This is a genomic window from Actinomyces sp. zg328 (assembly GCF_009829635.1).
Classification (GTDB): Bacteria; Actinomycetota; Actinomycetes; order Actinomycetales; family Actinomycetaceae; genus Actinomyces; species Actinomyces marmotae.
Genome location: NZ_VWPE01000006.1, coordinates 1 through 19,188 on the forward strand (window position 1 = coordinate 1; position 19,188 = coordinate 19,188).

A 19,188-nucleotide genomic window follows, 5' to 3' on the forward strand; every position below is an offset into this window, starting at 1 on the left:
CAGCAGCAGCACAGGCCAAACAAAAAACAAGACATAAACAAGCATGACACGCTATCGAGTTCTCAAACAACACACCCACCCCACAACAACAACCCCACAACAGGGCCACCATCACAAGAAGGCGCGGGGAGAATATTAACGAATCGATATTTTTCGGTCAAATCGAGGATTCGTGATCCTCATCTCCCGTATCGCTCCGATATGTAATCTCCGATGCCGCCCTTGAGGGCCTCAGGCCCTTTCGGCGACGGAGAGAACTTTAGCCTGCGACCTCCCCGAAAGGTCAAATCCTCCGGGCATGAGGCAGAACACATCCGATTCGGGATCCGGTTGCGCCCGGGTGCGCCCCGTCAGCGCGTGCCGGCGTCGGCACGATGCCGGCACGGTTCCAGCACGGTGCCATCACGGCGCCCGCCAGCTCGATCGCACGTGGGTGGGGCGCCGGGCCCCCTGGCCCGGCGCCCCACCCACGGTCGCCTTGGATGCGCGCCTCGCGCCTCAGTCCTCGGCGAAGCGGCGCACGGCTGCGGCCACGGCGTCGGCCACGCGCGTGTCGAACGCGTTGGGGATGATGTAGACGGGGCTGATCTCATCGTCGCTGATCACCGAGGCGATGCCGGTGGCGGCGGCGCGGAGCAACTCGGTGGAGATGTTGGTGATCCCCGTGTCGAGTAGGCCCCGGAACAGGCCAGGGAAGGCCAGGACGTTGTTGATCTGGTTGGGGAAGTCCGAGCGGCCCGTCGCCACGACGCTGACGTGGTCGGCGGCGCCGATCGGATCGACCTCGGGGGTCGGGTTCGCCATCGCGAAGACGATGGCACCGTCGGCCATGACGTCCAGATCCTCGGGGGCCAGCAGGTTGCCGGACGAGACGCCGATGAAGACATCGGCGCCGACGAGGCCCTCCTTGAGCGTGCCGGTCACCCCTCGGGGGTTAGTGTTCTCGGCGAGCCACTTGCGGTGCTCGTTCATGCCCTCGGTGTCCCCGCTGTGCAGGGCGCCGGTGCGCCCGTAGCCCACGATGTCCGTGGCGCCATGGGCCATGAGGAGCTTGGCGATGGCGCTGCCCGCCGCGCCCACGCCGGACAGGACGATGCGCACGTCCTCGATACGCTTGCCGACCACCTTGAGCGCGTTGATAAGCGCGGCGAGCGTAACGACCGCGGTGCCGTGCTGGTCGTCGTGGAAGACGGGGATGTCCAGCTCCTCGCGCAGGCGGGCCTCGATGTCGAAGCACTTGGGGGCGGCGATGTCCTCGAGGTTGATGCCGCCGTAGGCCGGGGCGATGGCCTTGCAGATCGCGATGATCTCCTCGGGGTCCTTCGTGTCCAGGGCGACGGGCCAGGCATCGACACCGCCGAACTGCTTGAAAAGGATGGCCTTGCCCTCCATGACGGGCATCGCGGCGGCCGGGCCGATGTCCCCCAGGCCGAGCACCGCGGTGCCATCGGTGACCACGGCGACGGTGTTCTTCTTGATGGTCAGTTTGCGGGCCCGCTCGGGGTGGTCGTGGATGGCCTTGCAGACGCGGGCCACGCCGGGGGTGTAGACGCGGGCGAGGTCGCGGCGGTTGCGCACCGGGTACTTCGAGGAGATCTCGATCTTGCCTCCCACGTGGGCCAGGAAGGTCGAGTCCCCGACGTTGTCCACGATGACGCCGTCGATGGCGCTCAGCGCCTTGACGAGCTCGCCGCGGTGCACGGAGTCACGGGTGTCGGCGGTCAGGTCGACGACGAGGCGGTCGCCGTCGGAGTCCGAGACGTCGACGCCGGTGACGACGGCGCCGGTCGCGGTGGCGGTGTTCACCAACTTCGCGACGACCCGCTGGGACGCGGGGACCTCCATGTGCAGGGCCACGGTGTAACTGGGACTGGGCTGGACCATGCTGGCTCCTTCGAGGCGGTGTCCATCGGCGCCACTCGCCGACCGCCTGGGGTGGGAATGATTCGGCCGAAGACTATCCTCCTCGCCTCGCCCATAGGATCCGGCGCCACCGTCAGGCAAGAGGACCCGCGCTTGTCTGATTCCCCAGCCCTCCCCCGCGAGCCGCCCCTCCATAAGAGGTGCCCTGGCGCGCGCCCCGAGGGGCGGGCGCCAGGGCACCGATGGGGTCAGGGGCTCGGGCCTCAGCCCTGGACGCGCTCCATGATGAGCTCGCGCACGCGCTTGGCATCGGCCTGGCCCTTAGTGGCCCTCATGACAGCGCCCACGATCGCGCCAGCGGCCTGGACCTTGCCGCCGCGGATCTTGTCGGCGACGTCGGGCTGCGCGGCCAGCGCCTCATCGATGGCGGCCGTGAGCGCGGACTCGTCGGAGACGACCTCCAGGCCCCTGGCGGAAGCGACGGCCTCAGGATCGCCCTCGCCCGCGAGCACACCGGCCAGGACCTGCCGGGCGAGCTTGTCGGTCAGGCGCCCCGAGTCCACGAGCCCCTGGAGCTCGGCCACCTGGGCCGGGGTGATCGCCAATTCCTCCAGCGCGGTCTCCTGCTCCTTGGCGGCGCGGGCGAGCTCGCCCATCCACCACTTGCGGGCGGCCTGGCCGGTGGTGCCGGCCTGGGCGGTCGCCTCGATGAGCCCCAGGGCGCCGGCGTTGACGACGTCGCGCATCTCGGAGTCGCTAAGGCCCCACTCGGCCTTGAGGCGGCGGCGCTTCGCCGCGGGGAGTTCGGGCAGGGCGGCGCGGATCTCCTCGACCCACTCCCGGCTGGGGGCCACCGGGACGAGGTCGGGCTCGGGGAAGTAGCGGTAGTCGTCGGCATCGGACTTCACGCGTCCGGCGCGCGTGGTGCCGTCGGCCTGACCGTGGCGCGTCTCCTGGAGAACCTGGCCCCCGCTGGCCAGGATGGCGGCCTGGCGGGAGATCTCGTAGCGGATGACGGCGTCGATCCCGCGGAAGGTGTTGACGTTCTTCGTCTCGGTGCGGGTGCCCAGTGGCGCGTCCGGGCCCTCGCGCAGGGAGACGTTGACGTCGGCGCGCACGTTGCCGCGCTCCATGCGGGCCTCACTGACCCCGAGGGCCCGGAAGATGTCGCGCAGGGAGCGCACGTAGGCGGCGGCCACCTCCGGTGCCCTGGACCCGGCGCCGATGATCGGGCGGGAGACGATCTCCACCAGTGGCACGCCAGCGCGGTTGTAGTCCACCAGGGAGTGACTTGCGCCCTCGATGCGGCCGTCGGCGCCGCCGATGTGGGTGTTCTTGCCGGCGTCCTCCTCCATGTGGGCGCGTTCAATGGGCACGGTGAACAGCGCGCCGTCCTCGAGCTCGACCTCCAGGGCGCCGTCGAAGGCGATGGGCTCATCGGACTGGGAGGTCTGGAAGTCCTTGGCCAGGTCGGGGTAGAAGTAGTTCTTCCTCGCGAAGCGGCAGGACTCGGCGATCTCACAGCCCAGCGCCAGGCCGATGCGGATCGCGTACTCCACGCCCCGCTTGTTGACCACGGGCAGCGCGCCGGGCAGGCCCACGGAGGTGGGGGTGACGCGGGAGTTCGGCTCCCCGCCGAAGGCGTTGGGGGCGGCGTCGAACATCTTCGTGGCGGTGCCGAGCTCGACGTGCACCTCCAGGCCGATGACCGGGTCGTAGCGGCGCACGGCCTCGTCGTAGTCCATCAGGGTATCGCTCATCGCTGCTCCTCCTCCAGCTCGGGGGCCTGGGCCAGCAAGTGCCCGCCCCAGCTCTCCTCCAGGGCCGCCTCCAGGACCGCGCCGACGCGGTAGAGGCGGTCGTCGGCGCGCTGCGGCGCCAGGATCTGGAAGCCGACGGGCAGGCCCCCGCTCAGCCCCGAGGGCAGGCTCATGCCCGGGATGCCCGCGAGATTGGCCGGGATCGTCGTGACGTCCAGCTTGTACATCGCCAGGGGATCGTCCTTCTCCCCGAAGCGGTAGGCGGTGATCGGCGCCGTCGGGGAGACCAGCACGTCAGTGCGCTCCCAGGCGGAGGCGAAGTCGCGCTGGACGAGGGTGCGGACCTTCTGCGCGGACCCGTAGTAGGCGTCGTAGTAGCCCGCGGAGAGCACGTGGGTGCCCAGGATGATGCGTCGCTTGGCCTCGTCGCCGAAGCCCGCGCCGCGGGTGGCGGCCATGACGGTCTCGGCGGTGACGGGGCCGCTGGCGGGCTCGACGCGCAGGCCGTAGCGCATGCCGTCGTAGCGGGCGAGGTTGGAGGACGCCTCCGCGGGCATGATGAGGTAGTAGGCGTCGAGCGCGTACTCCAGATGGGGCAGGCTGACGGCCTCCACGGACGCGCCGGCCGCCTCAAGCAGGGCCAGGGCGCCGTGGAAGGAGTCCATGACGCCGGGATCGTAGCCCTCACCGCCGTCGAGCTCGGAGATGACGCCCACGCGCAGGCCCGTCAGGTCCCGCCCGGCCCGGGCGGCGCGGACGATGGCGGCCATGCCCCGGGGGGCGTCGGCCAGCGAGGTGGAGTCCAGCGGGTCGTGCGCGCCGACGATGTCGTGCAGGAGGGCCGTGTCCAGGACGGTGCGGGCCATGGGGCCGGGAGTGTCCAGGGAGGAGGCCATCGCGATGACGCCGAAGCGCGAGACCGTGCCGTAGGTGGGCTTGACGCCGACGGTGCCGGTGACGGCGGCGGGCTGGCGGATCGAGCCACCGGTGTCGGTGCCCAGGGCCAGCGGCGCCTCATAGGAGGCCACCGCGGCGGCCGAGCCGCCGGAGGAGCCCCCTGGGATGCGCCCGAGGTCCCACGGGTTGGCGGTGCGCTTGAAGGCGGAGTGCTCGGTGGAGCCGCCCATGGCGAACTCGTCGAGGTTGGTCTTGCCCAGGATCGGCAGGCGCGCCTCGCGCAGCGCGGTCACGGCCGTGGCGTCGTAGGGCGGGACCCATCCCTGAAGGATCCTGGAGGCCGCCGTGGTGGCCTGCCCGCGGGTGGCGAAGAGGTCCTTGACGGCCACGGGCACGCCGGCGAGCTCGTTCAGGGGCTCGCCGTCCCGCCCGGCGGCGCGGGCGGCGTCGGCCGCGTCGGCGTCGGCCAGGGCCTTGTCGGCGTCGACGTCGAGGAAGGCCCCGACGGCCCCGTCGACGGCGCTAATGCGCTCCAGGTGGGCGCTGGTGAGCTCGCGAGAGCTCACCTCGCCGCTGGCCAGGGCCGCCGCCTGCTCGGCGGCGGTGGCCCGGATGAGGGCAGGCAGGGAACGGGCCTCGCTCATGAGCCGGACTCCTCTCCGAGGATCTGGGGCACGAGGAACATGGAGTCCTCGGCCGCGGGGGCGCTGGCGAGGAGCTCGTCGACGTCGAGCGTCGGGCCGGGGACGTCCTCGCGCAGGACATTGGTCAGCGGCACGGGGTGGGAGGTAGCCGGCAGATCGGGGGTGACAACGGAGGTGACCCGGGCGAAGGAGGAGGCGACGGCGTCCAGCTCACCGGCCAGGCGCGTCACCTCCTCATCGGTCAGGGCCACTCGCGCGAGCGCCGCGACCCGCGCGACCTCGGCGGAGGAAATGGCAGACATGGGCAGGAGTCTAGTCGTGCCGCTGCCGGCAGCGCGCCCATGGGGAGTCTTGCGAGCCTCTCCCTGACCGCACCGCGCGGCCGACCCCGTCCGCCCACTGGCATCGGGGGGCGGGGAGGAGTACCCGCGGGAGCCTCATGACCCGCGGGTTCTCGCGGCCGTTAAGAGATCTCACAGGGAACTCGCGGCCAAGGGCGTTGACTTCGACAACGCGGTGTCGTGTGATGGTTTCATGGCTGGTCCTGCGCGCGCGGGGCCGGACAGGGACAGCGCGCCCCTCCCCTCCCCAAGGAGGGGGCCCACGGGGCGGGCACGATCGAAGGCATTGTGATGACCGGAGGCACTCTTCTGGACAACGGCTCCGAGGCGGCGGCGCCCAAGCGCCATCGCCGCTGGCCCCTGTGGGCCGGGCTGGGGCTTCTGCTGCTCGTGGGCGGCGCGGGCACGGGCGCTTACGCCTACACGAGCCACTACGCGGACCGCGCCGTCCCCGGAACCGCGATCGCGGGGACCGACGTGTCGGGCATGACGCGCGACGAGATCTCCTCGATGATCGCCTCGAAGTCAGAGTCGGCCACGGTCACGGTGTCCGGGGACGCGACCGCCACCGCGACGCTGGCGGACCTCGGCATCACCGTGGACGCGGGCGCGACGGCCGACGCCGCCCTCAAGCGCGGCGCCAGCGCCGGGGACCGCCTGAGCGCGCTGTTCTCATCCGAGGACCTGCCCGTGGTCACGACCACCGACGCCGCCGTCACCGACGCCTACGCCTCCTCGCTCATCCCCGCCGACAAGGTCCGCGCGCGCAACGCGGAGATCGGGCTCAACGAGGACGGAACCTCCTTCACGGTGAAGCCGGCGGTGCCCGGGACGAGCATCGACCCCGCCCCCCTGGCCCGGGCCGGCGCCGAGGCCGCCTCATCCCTGTCCCCCGCCAGCGCCTCCGTGTCGATGACCACCCAGCCGCCCACGGTCTCGGACGCGGACGCCCAGGCCGTGGCGGATAAGGCGAACAGTTGGATCAGCCAGGACGTGACGATCTCCGACGCCTCCGGCAAGAACTCCTACAGCCCCGACGCCTCCACCAAGGCCTCCTGGATCACCGTGTCCACGAGCGATGACGCCGCCCCGACGCTGTCGATCGACTCCACCAAGGTCTCGTCCTGGGTGGCCGCTCAGGCCAGCGAGGAGAACATCGACGGGGTCCAGGGCACGAGGAACGTCAACTCCAAGGGCGATGTCGTGGCGACCCCCGTCGAGGCGGTCAAGAGCCAGACGGTCAAGAACGCCGACGCCCTGTCCACCTCGATCTCCGAGGCCCTAGGCAAGGGCACCGGCTACTCCGGGGCCTTCGAGATGCAGGTCGGCGAGGAGAAGTGGACGCAGCGGACCATCGCCGACGGCGCCGAGAGCCTCGTCTACCAGGCCGCCCCCAACGAGAAATGGGTGGATGTCAACCTCTCCACCAAGACGGTGACCTCCTACGAGGGGGCGACCGTCGTGCGCGGGCCCGTCTCGATCGTCGATGGCGCCGCGGAGACGCCCACGGTCACCGGCACCTTCCACGTCTACCTCAAGTACGAGACGCAGACGATGCGCGGTCAGAACGCCGATGGCTCCGAGTACGTCACCGAGGGCGTGCCCTGGGTGAGCTACTTCTACAGCGGGTACGCCTTCCACGGCGCCCCGTGGCGCTCGTCCTTCGGCTACTCGGGCTCGCATGGCTGCCTCAACATGCCCGTTGACGAGGCCCAGTGGATGTACACCTGGGCGGAAAACGGCACGACCGTGGTCAGCCACTACTGACGCCACTGATCCGATCCGCCGACCCCGGATCGTCCCCGCGCGATGGCGGCCCGCCCCGGAAGGGGCGGGCCGCCATCGCTCCCGTGTGAGCGAGCGAGGGCCTCAGCCGAGTTCGGGGAACCAGATGGAGATCTCGCGGGCGGCGGAGGACTCGCAGTCCGAGCCGTGGATGAGGTTCTCCATGGCGTCCGTGCCCCAGTCGCGGGCCAGGTCGCCACGGATGGTGCCGGGCGCGGCAGTCGTCGGATCGGTGGTGCCCATGAGGGAGCGGCAGCCCTCAATGACCCGATCGCCCTCCACCACAGCGGCGACCACCGGCCCGGAAGTCATGTACTCCACGAGCCCGGGGTAGAAGGGGCGCTCCACGTGCTCGGCGTAATGGGCGGCGAGGACCTCCTCGGTGGGGGTGAGGAGCTTGAGGGCGGTCAGGGCGTAGCCCTTGGCCTCGATGCGGCGCAGGATCTCGCCGGTGAGGCGGCGGCGCACGCCGTCGGGCTTGATGAGGATGAGGATGAGGCTGGGTGAGGCGGTCATGAGGTGTCCTTCGAGGTCGATGGTGGTCGGGCGCCTCTCGGCGGGATCATGGGCGGGACCGATGATCGGGCCCCGTCGCCACGGCCGCCGCGGTGAAACGACGATACCGCGTCAGCGGGCTCAGGGGCGGCGGAACAGGGCCCGCGCCTCGGCGGCCAGGACCACCGAGCCCACGATCAGCACGCCTGCGGCGGTCAGCGGCCCGTCCCCGCCCTCGGAGAGCGCGACGGCGCGGTCGACCCCGTCGGCCAGGGCCCGCGCCACCTGGACGCGGTCCTGCCCGAAGACCTCACGGGCGACGGCTCCCAGGTCCTCGACGTCCATGGCTCGGGGGGAGTCGATGGGCACGCAGACGACGGCGTCGCAGGCGGGCTCGAGGATCGACAGGATGCCCTCGACGTCCTTGTCCTCCATGGCGCCCACGACGGCGACGAGATGCTTGAAGCCGAAGGCCTCCTCGATGGCGGGCATGAGCGCGGCCACGCCGTGCGGGTTGTGCCCGGCATCGACGATGACGGTCGGGGAGGAGCGCAGGACCTCCAGGCGCCCCGGGGAGGTCGTCGAGGAAAAGCCCTCCTCCACGAGGACCGGTGGGAGGGCGCGCCCCCCGAAGAAGGCCTCGGCCGCCGCGAGCGCCAGCAGCGCGTTATGCGCCTGGTACTCGCCATGGAGGGGCACGAAGACATCCTCGTAGACGGCGGCCGCCGTGGCCAGCGTGACGAGCTGGCCGCCCACGGCCAGTTCGCGCGAGCGCACGCTCAACTCCCCGGCGCCCGGCTCGCCGGGGTCCTCATCGGGATCGAGTTCCCTGCGCCACACGACCCGGTGCTCAGCCGCCGCCGCGGCGATCACCTCCTGCGCCTGGGGCACTTGGACCGAGGTGATGAGGGTGGCCCCGTCCTTGATGATGCCCGCCTTGTTCTGGGCGACCTCGCGGATCGTGCTCCCGAGCCAGGCGGCGTGGTCCAATCCGATGGGGGTGATGACCTCGACATCGGAGTCCACGACATTCGTGCAGTCCCAGGTGCCGCCCATGCCGACCTCGATGACGGCGGCGTCCACGGGATGGTCGGCGAAGGCCGCCAGCGCCATGACGGTGAGGACCTCGAAGAAGCTCATCCTCGGGCCGCCATCGGCCAGGGAGCGCTCATCGACCATCGCGATGTAGGGGGCGACGTCCTCCCATGCGGCGATGAAGCCCTCCTCGCTGATGGGCTCGCCGTCCAGGCTGATGCGCTCGCGGATCGTGGCCAGGTGCGGGCTGGTGAATCGGCCGGTGCGCAGGCCCGCGGCCGCCAGCAGCCGCTCAGTCATGCGGGCGGTCGAGGTCTTGCCGTTGGTGCCGGTGATGTGGATGACACGGTAGGCGCGCTCGGGGTGGCCCAGGATGTCCATGACCGCCTCGATGCGCTCCAGGGAGGGCTGGACGCGGTGCTCGGGGGCGCGGGAGAGGATCTCGGCCTCGACCTGCCGCATGCGCTCGCCCACCTCGACGCCGCGGGCGGCCGCCAGCAGGGCCCGGCGGTGGGCGTCCCCGGCGCCGGGACCACCCTCGCGCGCCGGTTCGTCCTGATCACCGTCGGGATCGTCGCCAGTGCCGGGCAGGACGGGTTCCCAGGACTCCCAGTCATCGGAGTCGTCGGCGTCGACCTCGGCCAGGAGCGCGTCGAGCTCGTCCGGGTCGCCCGAGGCCAGCATGTTGTGGGCGACGAGCTCGCGCAGGGCCGCCAGGTCCTCGGCCTCGGCCGCTAATCGCGCCTCGGCCCTCTCCCCGCGGGCCTGGCGGGCCTCGGCGAGGCTGAGACCCGCGGCCGCGGAGCCCGACGACCCGGCCGCGGGGGCGTCGGCGGCCTCGAGATAGGGCAGGAGCGCCGGGTCGATCCCCTCTCCCCCGTCCCTGGCGCCACCGCCGAAAACGGCGTCGACGGCCTCCTCGGGGGTGGCATGGGCGGGGATGCCGAAAGCCGCGCCCGGGTGGGAGGGCGCCCCGCCCTCGCTGCCGGGCCGGCCCCCAGCGCTCGCCGCGGACCCGGGTCCCTGGTGGTGGGTCATCACTCGTCCTCCTCATCGCCCGCGTCCCGCGCCATGCCCGCGCCGGCCCGCGAGAGGCAACTGTACTGGCCCCGGGGCGGCCTCAGCGCCGGCCCATCCCCGTGTAGGTGAAGCCCGCCTCCTTCCAGGCCCCCGCGTCAAGGGAGTTGCGGCCGTCGATGATGTTGGCGCGGCGCATGAGGGAGGCCGCGCGCGCGGGGTCGATGGAGGTGAACTGGCGCCACTCCGTGGCCAGCACGGCCAGGTCGGCGTCGTGCAGAGCCTCATCGGCGGTGGCGCACACCTCCAGGCCCTCGCGGTCCTGCTCGGCGAGGATGGCGCCGGCCTGGGGATCGGTGATCGCCACGCGCGCGCCGGCGGAGGCGAGCAGGCCCGCGATCTCGAGGGCGGGCGAGTCGCGCATGTCGTCGCTGTCGGGCTTGAAGGCGGCGCCCAGGATCGCCACGCGGGCGCCGTCGAGCCCGTCACCAAGCATCTGGCGGGCCTTGTCGAGGACGAGGGAACGGGCCCGCAGGTTCACCCGGTCCGCCTCGTCGAGGATGGCGAGGGCGTCGCCCGCGCCCAACTCGGCGGCGCGGGCCTGGAAGGCCCGGATGTCCTTGGGCAGGCAGCCCCCGCCGAAGCCGATGCCAGCGCGCAAGAAGCGGTGGCCGATTCGCGCGTCCAGGCCGATGGCCTCAGCCAGGGCGGTGACGTCGCCGCCGGCGGCGTCGCAGATCTGGGCGACGGCGTTGATGAAGGAGATCTTGATGGCCAGGAAGGAGTTGGCGCTGACCTTGACCAGCTCCGCCGTCGCGTAATCCATGGTCAGACGCTTGACGCCGGTGGCGAGGATAGGGCCGTAGACCTCATCAAGGACGGCGGTGGCCGCCTCGGCCCGCAAGGGGTCGGCAGGCAGGCCGTAGACCATGCGATCGGGCTCGAGGGTGTCCTTGACCGCGAAGCCCTCGCGCAGGAACTCGGGGTTCCACACCAGGGTGGCGCCCGCGGCCTCGAAGCGCTCGGCCAGGCGCGCCGCCGTGCCCACCGGGACGGTCGACTTGCCGACGACGATCTCCACGCCCCCGCGGAACCCGCCCAGGTGGGGCGCCAGGGCGTCGACGGCGCTGTCCACATAGGTCATATCGGCGGCGCCAGAGGGCGTCTGAGGCGTCCCAACACCGATGAAGTGGACCTGACAGCCCTCGGCGGCGGAGATGTCGGTGGTGAAGCGGAGGCGGCCGGAGGCGACGTTGCGCGAGAGCACCTCCTCGAAGCCCGGCTCGAAGAACGGCGCCCTCCCGGCCGCGAGGGCGCTGATCCGGCCCTCATCGACGTCGATGCCCACGACGTCGTGCCCGATCTCGGCCATCGACGCAGCGTGAACAGCGCCGAGATAGCCGCATCCGATCATCGAGACGCGCATGCGTGCTCCTCTCCTCCCAGCCCTCGCGGGGCCGGATCATTGGGATCATTCGGTGGTGCCCCGCGCGCCTGGGAGAGCGCGCTGATGGCGGTGAGGCATCGGGATGAGGGGAGGCTCCGCAATCCACGCGGAGGTGAGTGGGCCGGGCGCGGGCAGGGCCCCGGCCCGGCTGAGGCCGTCGGTCAGGCCGAGCCGTCCAGGAGGAGGACCGCCTTGACGGTTCGCAGCAGGATCCACAGGTCCATCCCGGGGGTCCAGTTCTCCACGTAGAACAGGTCGAGGCGGATGGCCTCCTCCCAGGTGAGGGAGGAGCGGCCGCTGACCTGCCACAGCCCGGTGATCCCGGGCTTGGCGAGCAGGCGCCGGGAGGCCTCCTCGTCGTAGAGCGCGACCTCCTTGGCCACCTGGGGGCGCGGGCCCACCAGGCTCATCGATCCGGCCAGGACGTTGAAGAGCTGGGGCAGCTCATCGATGGAGGTGCGCCGCAGAAAGGCGCCCACGCGGGTGATGCGCGGGTCGTTGTCGACCTTGAACAGGGGGCTGTCCGTGCGGTTCTGCTCGCGCAGGAGCCCGGCGAGCTCGGCGTCGGCGTTGATCCGCATGGAGCGGAACTTCCAGATCTGGAAGGGCTTGCCGTTCAGGCCGATGCGGGTCTGGCGGAAGAGGATCGGGCCGCGGTCCTGCATCCAGATCAGGGGCGGGACGATGAGCCACACGGGCACCAGCAGGATGATGATCAGCACGGAGGCGAAGATGTCCGTGGAGCGCTTGAGCGGCGAGTGCGCCACGTCGACGCGGGGCTGCTGGATCTCGATGGCGGACAGCCCCCTGGCCGAGCGCATCCACAGCCGCGAGCTGGCGATCTGCAGGAGCGGGGGCAGCATGATGAGGCGCCCCTCGGAGCCGAGGGACTGGCTCAGCCTGCGGATCATGGCGGAGGTGAGCCCGGAGTCCTCCGCGACGACGACGGCGATCCCCTCAGAGCTCTCCACCGTCTCCTGCAGGCTGCTCACTCGCCCGATGACGGGCACGGGGAGGTCGGGGTGCGCGTCGAGGGCGGCCTCGTCGGAGACGAAGGCCCCCCGGATCTGCAGGCCGAGCCCCGGCTGCCGGGTGAGCTCGGAGATCGCCGAGGCCACGGCTCCGACCGATCCGACGACGTAGGCGGGCTGCGCGAGGCTCCCCGCGGCGGCGAGGCGGATGAGGCGGCGCCGGGCCGCCCAGTGCCACGCCAGGAGGGCCACGATCGAGATCGCCAGGGCGGCCACCAGGTGGGCGGTGGGCATCCGAACCCCCACCATGTAGCCCAGGATCGAGAACCCGGCGAACTCCAGGACGGTGGCCCACACCACGCGCTTGTACTCGGTGGCGCCGTGGCCCAGGACCCGGTCGCGGTACACGTCGGCCTTAGTCAGCAGCAGCCCCCAGGCCACGGCGACCGCCGCGATGAGCAGGGCCCGCGTCACGAGGGCGGGCATGACGCCGCTGCCGATGCGCTCGTGGCCGGTGACATGGCAGAGCCTCTCCACGCACGCGACGACCAGGAGGATGATCGCCAGGTCCCCGGCGCGAAGGCCCCGGCGGAAGAAGGCTCTCCTCCTCCATGCCTCGGAGGCCGTCGGGACGGCGCTGAAGGAGGATGACTGGATCATGATTCCGCCGATCGGTCGCTGAGGAGCCCCGCGGGACCGTTGCCGCGGGCCGGGATCGCGGGCGCGGGGGCGCCCGAGCCGATCGCCCCGCGCGCGCCGTCGGCTCGGCTCGCGCCACCGGGAATCAGGGCGTCCACCGGGCCGCCGTCGAGGAAGCCCCGCTTGTTGACGGCGTTGAGGACGACGCCGAGGATCCTGCCGCCGCCCTGCTCAAGGGCCTGGGCGGTTTGGCGCAGCTGGGCGCTGGTGGTGGTGCCGGTGGAGACCACGATGAGGGCGCCGTCGGCCTGGGCCGCCAGTACCGCGGCGTCGGTGGCCTGCGATGTCGGCGGGGAGTCGATGAGGACGATGGCATCGGCGGACAGGCTCTCCAACAGCTCGGTCATCCGGGACGAGCCCAGGAGCTCGGAGGGGTTGCCCGGCAGGGCCCCGGCGGGGATGACGGACAGCCCCGGCATGGAGGTGCGCACGAGCGCGTCCTCGACGGCGGCGGCGCCGGCGAGCACTTGGGCAAGGCCGGCGCGGCGGCCGTCCACCCCCAGGACGGAGGCCAGGGACGGGGCGCGCAGATCCCCCTCGATGAGGACGACGCGGTGCCCGGACATCGCCAGGACCCGGGCCAGACCCACCGTGATGGTGGTGCGCCCCTCGGCCCGGACGGCCGATGAGATGACGGTGCTGCGCCCGGCGGTCGCCGTGGCGCGGATGAAGTTGGTGCGCAACTTGCGCAGCTCTTCCTCGATGGCCGGGTCGGAGGCGTCGGCTCCGTTGCGGATGAGGTCGGAGTGCGGCAGGGCTCCCAGGACCGGCGAGTCGAGGACGGCCAGGGCCTCGCCGGCGCCGCGCACGCGCTTGTTGAGCACCTCGACCACGAGGACGCCCAGGTAGGAGGCGACGAGACCCCCGAGGAGGCCGGCCCCCAGGAGCAGCATGATCGACGGCGACCGCGGGGCGGCGCGCAACTCGGCGGAGGTCATGAGCTCAACCCCGACGGGGATGTCCTCGCCGTTGAGCGCGGCGAACTCCTGGTTGGACTGCCGGACGGTCTCATCGGCGATCCTGCGGGCCCGCTCGGGCGTGTCGGCGGTGGCCTCGACGACCACCGTGTCCGCGCCGGCGACGTGCTTGGCCTTGATGGAGTCGGCCAGGGCGGTGGGCGTCGTGCCCGCGAGCCTGAGGGAGTCGATCACCCCCTGGGCCACGGTCTCGGAGGTGATGACCGGCAGGAGGGACTTCGCCTTGCGCTCGGCCAGCTGGGCGGCGACGAGCTGGTAGCTCGTCGGGTTGTTCTTCGCGGCGGCGATCGAGGCGTCCACCTTGACGTAGGCGATGGAGGTGGCGGTGTATGACCGGGGGCCGAGCAGGGCCGCGCCGGCCGCGAGGAGCCCGCCCACCAGGACGCCGATGGCGAGGACGCGCCAGGAGCGCCTGGCGAGCAGGAGGAGGTCTTCGAGAGTCATCAGCGGGCCCCCTCCCCCGTGAGGCGGCCGGGCGCGCCGGCCCAGGCCGGTGCCATGCCGTGGGGCGAGGCCGCGCCGGGCCATCGTGTTGCGTCACACATGTGGAGCCTTCCTGCTCGGGGATCACTTCGGTCGTTATCGGTCATGTCGGTCATGTCGGTCATGTCGGTCGTATTCGTCGTGGCACTGGCGCCGGCCGCATCGGTTGTCCAGGCCCTGCCGGAGCGGGCCATCACTTCATCGCGTTGATCGCGCGCAGCGAGCCCATGAGGGATCTCCGGTTGAGGGCGAGCACCGCCGCGGTTACGGCGGCGAAGACGACCACCGCGATCACGGGCACGGGGGCGCCGATCGAGAGCAGCGCCCAGCGCGCCCCGGCGCCCGCGGCCGCGGCCGCCAGCGCGCTCAAGACGTAGAGGGCCAGGTCGTGGGGGTCGAAGGCCGAGCGCAGGCTCCCCTCGATCTCCTTCAGGCTCAGGCGCAGGAGGGCCCAGGTCATCACCGCGTTGACGACGACGGAGGCCACGGCCGGCCCGATGAAGCCGATGAGGGCGTAGAGCGCGGGGCACAGCGCCGCGTTGGCGGCGACGGCGACCAGGGAGACCGCCATGAGCGCGCGGGTCCTGCCGGCGGCGGACAGGATGAGCGAGAGGCTGGCGAAGCGCACCATGGCGGTGACGAGGTAGAGGCAGAAGACGGCCAGGCCATCGAGGTAGCGGGCGCCGTAGAGGACCTGCACGACCTCGGGGGCGACCACGAGGCAGGCCACGGCGAAGGTGCCGGTGGTCAGGTAGCCGACGGCCAGGTAGTGCCGGAAGAGCTCGCGGATACGCTCCTTCTGGTCGGCGCCGATGTAGCGGGTGACGATCGGCACGATGACGGTGAGGAAGGAGGCGGAGATGAGGTCCAGGGGCAGGACCATGGAGGCGTTGGAGTAGACGGCGTAGCGCTCGGTGGGCTCGTTCAAGCCGATGACCAGCGCGCCGATCTGCCTCATGAGGGTGGCCGTCAGCACGTAGACACCCATGGGCAGGGCGAGCCCCAGGATCTGGCGGATGCGGCGCCAGTTGGGCAGCGACGGCCACACGGGGTACTGCCAGCGCCTGAAGCCGTTCCAGAACCACAGAAGGGACGCCGCGTCGAGGGCGAGGAGCATCGCGAACAGGATCGCCAGGTCAGAGGTGATGGTGGCCGTGACGAGGACGGCGATGAACTTCAGCGCCGCCAGCACGAGGTTGCGGATCGCGATGACCCGCGCCTGCCCGATCGAGACGATGAGGACCTGGAAGACGCTGGTCATGTTCGTGAGCATGGGCCGCGCCATGAGCAGGATGATGAGCGGGGGCAGCAGGGGGTTGGAGAAGTAGTCGCCGATGGCGCCCTGGGCGAGGATCATCGCCAGGGCGGTCACCAGGCCCACGGCCATCTGGATCATGACGATGGCGCGCACGTAGGCCCGCGAGAGGCGCCGCTTCCCGCCGCGGTTGAAGAAGTAGTTGACGGCGTCGGCCATCCCCAGGATGGTGGAGTCCGAGCAGATGGTCACCAGGAGCACGCCCTGCGCGTAGGTGCCGTAGTCGGTCAGCGACAGGCTGTGCGACAGAATCATGGTGTTGGCCATGGTCGAGCCCAGCGTCACGATCTTGACACTGGCCAGGAGCAGGGAGTCGACGGCGCTGCCGGTGGCGCGGCGGGGCAGGATCCTTCTCACCGCAGCCTCTTGACGACCCGGGCGGGGTTGCCCGCGACGATCGAGTAGGGCGGCACGTCCTTGGTCACGACGGCGTGCGCGGCCACCACCGAGCCGCGTCCGATGGTCACCCCCTTGAGCACCATCGTGTACTCCCCGATCCACACGTTGTCCTCGATGACCACGGGGGCGGCGTCGGCCTCGGTCCAGTCCCACAGGGGCCCGCCGTGCTCGCCCCGCGTCATGCGCAGGCGGGCCTCGGGATCAGTGGGATGGCTGTTGTGGTCGAAGATGTGGGCGTGCGTGGAGATGATGACGTCGGAGCCGATGCGGATCGACTCGACGGCGCCGATGAGGGTGGCCCCCGCCCCGCCGATCCAGCAGTGGGAGCCGATGGAGATGGATCCCGCGCCTCGCGTCATGAGGGTGGCGTCGAGGAAGACGTGATCTCCGATGGTCACGGAGGGGGCACGCGTGGAGCCGGCGGAGCAGCGGGCGAAGGAGCCCAGGCGCAGGTCCTCGCCGGCGCGCAGCGCCCCGGCCGAGGAGGCGCGGCGGAACTGGGAGGCGGACAGGCGGCGTCGCGCGCCATGGATCACTCGTGAGGGCAGGCTCATCGCACGGCGCTCCTATCGATGGGGCCGGTCTCGGCGGCGCGAGGGCCGCCTGTCAGCTCGGGGACCCGGCTGGCGAGGAAGGGGATGAGGATGAACAGGGCCATGTTGTAGATGTAGATCTCGCTGACAGCCATCACCGACATCGCCGCGTAGACGGAGGTTAAGGCGGCACGGGCGCGCGGGTCGCAACTCGAGCGGTCCATCCGGGCGCTGGCCACCCACAGCAGGGCGACGAAGAGGCCCACGGCGATCAGCCCGCCGTCGTGCATGATCTGCAGGTACTGGTTGTGGGCCTGCCACAGGCCGCCGTCGGCGCCGGGGACGAACCTGCCGAACTCGTGGTTGATGCCGTGGCCCAGCAGCGGGGAGTCCGCGAGGATCGGCAGGGCGGAGTCCCAGATGTCCGTGCGCCCGGTCAGCGTGAGCGACTTGCCCAGGGCGCCCTCGATGAGGGAGGTGAACAGGAGGTGGATTCGGGCCACCACGACGAGCAGCGTGATGACGAGCCCGCCCACGGTGACGGCCCTCATGGACAGCAGGCCCCGCCCGTGGGGCCTCAGGGCGATCACGACGTAGGTGATGGCCGCGATGGCGGTGCCCACCAGGGCCGTGGCCACATGGAGGGAGGCGATCTGGAGCAGGCCGGAGCCCACGGCGATCACTGAGCGCCAGCCCCAGCGCCTGGGTGAGGTCGAGTCGTAGAGGAACGCCAGCATCGTGGCCGGGAAGATCGTGTCGGTGACCCTGGTGCGGATGCCCAGGAGGTAGGAGGGCTGGGAGAACTGGGCGCCCGCGGCCGCGTCCTTGGAGATCCCCAGGAGGATCATCGCGGCGTTGACCATGAGGTAGAGCAGGAGGAGGTCGGTCAGGACCCTCAGGAGCCGCCTGCGCGAGTCCTCATCGGCGCCGACGTACAACTCGATGACCATGAGCACGCTCACCTGGGCGACGGAGGCGTAGCCCCAGTTGAGCAGGTCGCCATCGCCCAGCAGCGTGGGTGGCAGGTAGGCGAGCCGGTAGAGGATGAAGAGCGTCAGCGTGGCCGACAGGGCCGCCCGGCGGGCGAGGTGGGCTAGGACGAGCCCGAGGAAGATGACGGCGGTGAGGGCCTTGACCAGGGGGGCCAGGGACGCGCTCTCATCGACCAGGCTCGGCTTCATGAGGATCCCGCAGATCATCATGAGCCCGAGGTAGCGCAGTGGGTAGCAGCGCCGGGCGAAGCCGACGAGGGCCTCCTTGAGGGCGCCGGCCGTGCCGGTCGCGGCGCCGTCGCCCCATCGGGGCCGCGGGCGCCGGGAACCGGTTCTGGTGATCATCTCAGCGGTAGAGGTCACAGTAGGCCTCCATCATGGCTCGTGCGGAGTGGTCCTCCGCCGTGGCGAGCGCCGCGCGGCTGAGTCGGCCGTAGAACTCTGGGTCCTCCCAGATCCTGGCCACGGCGGCGGCGATCTCCTGGGCGGCCTGGGGGCCGCGGGGGTTGACGAGGGCGCCATTGACGCCATCGGCGACGATGCTGGGCACTCCCCCGACCGCCGTGGCCACGACGGGCAGGCCGGCCGCCATGGCCTCGATGACGCTCATGGGCAGGCCCTCGTGCTCGGAGGCCAGCGCGAAGATGTCGGCCTCGGCGTAGAAGGGGGCGGGGTCGCGCTGGGGGCCCGCGAAGCGGACGAGGTCGGCGATTCCGAGGGTCCTGGCGCGCTGGTCGAGATCGGCCGCGAGGGGCCCGTCGCCCACGAGGGTGAGGCTGGCGTCGCGCCCGGCGCGGGCCAGGGCGGCGACGGCGTCGAGGAGAAGGGCGTGGTTCTTCACCGGCGCGAGCCGGGCCACGCACAGCAGGCGCGGGGCGCGCCGCCGGGCACCGGGGGCATCGAGGTCGCGCTCGCAGGCGAAGGCGCCCACGTCCACGCCATTGCGGACCACGGGGACGCCCTCGGGGGCGAGTCGGTACTCGCGGCAGATCGAGTCGCGGACCTCCTCGCCCAGCGCGACGGGCACGACCCCGTGGCGGAAGGCGTAGCGGTTGAGGCGCCGCAGGGCGGGCAGGCGGGTCTCATGGGTGGCCACGGAGTGGACGGTGTGGATGAGGCGGGGGCGGGCCCCGCTCAGGCGCACGGCGGGCAGGACGTAGGCGAGGACCGGCTGGTGGGTGTGGATGGCGGTGGGCCGGAATTCGTGGATGAGGTGCCGCAGCCCGGCGATGACACGGGGGTCCGGCCCCTTCCTCTTGCCCAGCGCCTCCACGCGCGCGCCCGCATCGCGCAGGGCGTCGGCGATGTCAGTGCCCCCCGAGCCCAGGCAGGCCACGAGCACGGGGTGCCCGGCGCGCTTGAGCTCGCGGGCGAGGTTGAGGACCATCATCTCGGCGCCCCCGGTGCCCAGCCCGTGGGTGACGAGCATGATGCGCATGGCGGGCTGCGATCGCGCGGCCGGCTGCGAGCCGTCGGGCTGCGTGCGTGTCATTCGGTGGGGGTCCTTGTGATCCGTGGGTGGTTCGGGGGCGGGA

Annotated in this window: 14 protein-coding genes; 1 reads left to right on the plus strand and 13 read right to left on the minus strand. The window is 71.5% G+C overall.

What is annotated here, in order from left to right; all coding sequences use genetic code 11:
• Positions 1-498 precede the first annotated feature (498 nt).
• From GVV75_RS04545 to gatC, 4 genes are all read right to left on the minus strand, one after another.
• A complete protein-coding gene (locus GVV75_RS04545; protein ID WP_159813689.1) occupies positions 499-1,884 on the minus strand; it encodes an NAD-dependent malic enzyme in 1,386 nt (461 codons plus the stop codon).
• A 242-nt stretch (positions 1,885-2,126) separates the two neighbouring features.
• Positions 2,127-3,623, minus strand: a complete 1,497-nt coding sequence (gene gatB, locus GVV75_RS04550; protein ID WP_159524410.1) for an Asp-tRNA(Asn)/Glu-tRNA(Gln) amidotransferase subunit GatB — start codon at positions 3,621-3,623, stop codon at positions 2,127-2,129.
• Positions 3,620-5,164, minus strand: a complete 1,545-nt coding sequence (gatA, locus tag GVV75_RS04555; RefSeq protein WP_159524409.1) for an Asp-tRNA(Asn)/Glu-tRNA(Gln) amidotransferase subunit GatA — start codon at positions 5,162-5,164, stop codon at positions 3,620-3,622. The genes gatB and gatA overlap by 4 nt, the downstream gene beginning before the upstream one ends.
• Entirely contained in the window at positions 5,161-5,466 is a 306-nt protein-coding gene (gene gatC / locus GVV75_RS04560; protein ID WP_159524408.1) for an Asp-tRNA(Asn)/Glu-tRNA(Gln) amidotransferase subunit GatC, read from the minus strand. The genes gatA and gatC overlap by 4 nt, the downstream gene beginning before the upstream one ends.
• Before the next feature lie 330 nt (positions 5,467-5,796).
• On the opposite strand from gatC, the gene GVV75_RS04565 reads away from it, so the two are divergent.
• Positions 5,797-7,272 (plus strand): L,D-transpeptidase family protein, encoded by a 1,476-nt coding sequence (locus GVV75_RS04565; protein WP_159524407.1) that lies wholly within the window; start codon positions 5,797-5,799, stop codon positions 7,270-7,272.
• Positions 7,273-7,374: 102 nt separating this feature from the next.
• Here GVV75_RS04565 and ndk read toward each other — a convergent pair whose 3' ends face one another.
• The 9 genes from ndk to GVV75_RS04610 all read right to left on the minus strand — a co-directional run bounded on the left by ndk (position 7,375) and on the right by GVV75_RS04610 (position 19,145).
• Positions 7,375-7,806 carry a nucleoside-diphosphate kinase gene (gene ndk, locus GVV75_RS04570; protein WP_159813691.1) on the minus strand — a complete coding sequence of 144 codons (432 nt, stop codon included), beginning with the start codon at positions 7,804-7,806 and terminating at the stop codon, positions 7,375-7,377.
• Between the two features lie 120 nt (positions 7,807-7,926).
• Positions 7,927-9,858: a bifunctional folylpolyglutamate synthase/dihydrofolate synthase gene (locus GVV75_RS04575; RefSeq protein ID WP_159813693.1), complete on the minus strand. Its 1,932-nt coding sequence runs from the start codon at positions 9,856-9,858 to the stop codon at positions 7,927-7,929.
• An 82-nt stretch (positions 9,859-9,940) separates the two neighbouring features.
• On the minus strand, positions 9,941-11,263 hold the full coding sequence (locus GVV75_RS04580) for a UDP-glucose dehydrogenase family protein (protein ID WP_159813695.1): 1,323 nt from the start codon (positions 11,261-11,263) through the stop codon (positions 9,941-9,943).
• A gap of 182 nt (positions 11,264-11,445) precedes the next feature.
• Positions 11,446-12,915, minus strand: coding sequence for a sugar transferase (locus GVV75_RS04585; RefSeq protein ID WP_159524403.1), 1,470 nt, complete (start codon positions 12,913-12,915; stop codon positions 11,446-11,448).
• Positions 12,912-14,375, minus strand: coding sequence for a polysaccharide biosynthesis tyrosine autokinase (locus tag GVV75_RS04590; protein ID WP_159813697.1), 1,464 nt, complete (start codon positions 14,373-14,375; stop codon positions 12,912-12,914). The genes GVV75_RS04585 and GVV75_RS04590 overlap by 4 nt, the downstream gene beginning before the upstream one ends.
• 232 nt (positions 14,376-14,607) lie before the next feature.
• The gene (locus GVV75_RS04595; protein WP_159718405.1) at positions 14,608-16,086 is read right to left on the minus strand and encodes a lipopolysaccharide biosynthesis protein; all 1,479 of its coding nucleotides are present in this window, start codon (positions 16,084-16,086) and stop codon (positions 14,608-14,610) included.
• On the minus strand, positions 16,083-16,682 hold the full coding sequence (locus tag GVV75_RS04600) for an acyltransferase (RefSeq protein ID WP_235925273.1): 600 nt from the start codon (positions 16,680-16,682) through the stop codon (positions 16,083-16,085). Before GVV75_RS04600 ends, GVV75_RS04595 begins: the two co-directional genes overlap by 4 nt.
• Entirely contained in the window at positions 16,679-18,016 is a 1,338-nt protein-coding gene (locus GVV75_RS04605; protein ID WP_159718403.1) for an O-antigen ligase family protein, read from the minus strand. The genes GVV75_RS04600 and GVV75_RS04605 overlap by 4 nt, the downstream gene beginning before the upstream one ends.
• Positions 18,000-19,145 carry a glycosyltransferase gene (locus tag GVV75_RS04610; RefSeq protein ID WP_159718401.1) on the minus strand — a complete coding sequence of 382 codons (1,146 nt, stop codon included), beginning with the start codon at positions 19,143-19,145 and terminating at the stop codon, positions 18,000-18,002. Before GVV75_RS04610 ends, GVV75_RS04605 begins: the two co-directional genes overlap by 17 nt.
• Between the last annotated feature and the right edge of the window lie 43 nt (positions 19,146-19,188).

Coding starts and splice junctions, on each gene's coding strand:
- GVV75_RS04545 (WP_159813689.1), bottom strand. CDS start 1,884: ATGGTCCAGCCCAGTCCCAGTTACACCGTGGCCCTGCACATGGAGGTC.
- gatB (WP_159524410.1), bottom strand. CDS start 3,623: ATGAGCGATACCCTGATGGACTACGACGAGGCCGTGCGCCGCTACGAC.
- gatA (WP_159524409.1), bottom strand. CDS start 5,164: ATGAGCGAGGCCCGTTCCCTGCCTGCCCTCATCCGGGCCACCGCCGCC.
- gatC (WP_159524408.1), bottom strand. CDS start 5,466: ATGTCTGCCATTTCCTCCGCCGAGGTCGCGCGGGTCGCGGCGCTCGCG.
- GVV75_RS04565 (WP_159524407.1), top strand. CDS start 5,797: ATGACCGGAGGCACTCTTCTGGACAACGGCTCCGAGGCGGCGGCGCCC.
- ndk (WP_159813691.1), bottom strand. CDS start 7,806: ATGACCGCCTCACCCAGCCTCATCCTCATCCTCATCAAGCCCGACGGC.
- GVV75_RS04575 (WP_159813693.1), bottom strand. CDS start 9,858: ATGACCCACCACCAGGGACCCGGGTCCGCGGCGAGCGCTGGGGGCCGG.
- GVV75_RS04580 (WP_159813695.1), bottom strand. CDS start 11,263: ATGCGCGTCTCGATGATCGGATGCGGCTATCTCGGCGCTGTTCACGCT.
- GVV75_RS04585 (WP_159524403.1), bottom strand. CDS start 12,915: ATGATCCAGTCATCCTCCTTCAGCGCCGTCCCGACGGCCTCCGAGGCA.
- GVV75_RS04590 (WP_159813697.1), bottom strand. CDS start 14,375: ATGACTCTCGAAGACCTCCTCCTGCTCGCCAGGCGCTCCTGGCGCGTC.
- GVV75_RS04600 (WP_235925273.1), bottom strand. CDS start 16,682: ATGAGCCTGCCCTCACGAGTGATCCATGGCGCGCGACGCCGCCTGTCC.
- GVV75_RS04610 (WP_159718401.1), bottom strand. CDS start 19,145: ATGACACGCACGCAGCCCGACGGCTCGCAGCCGGCCGCGCGATCGCAG.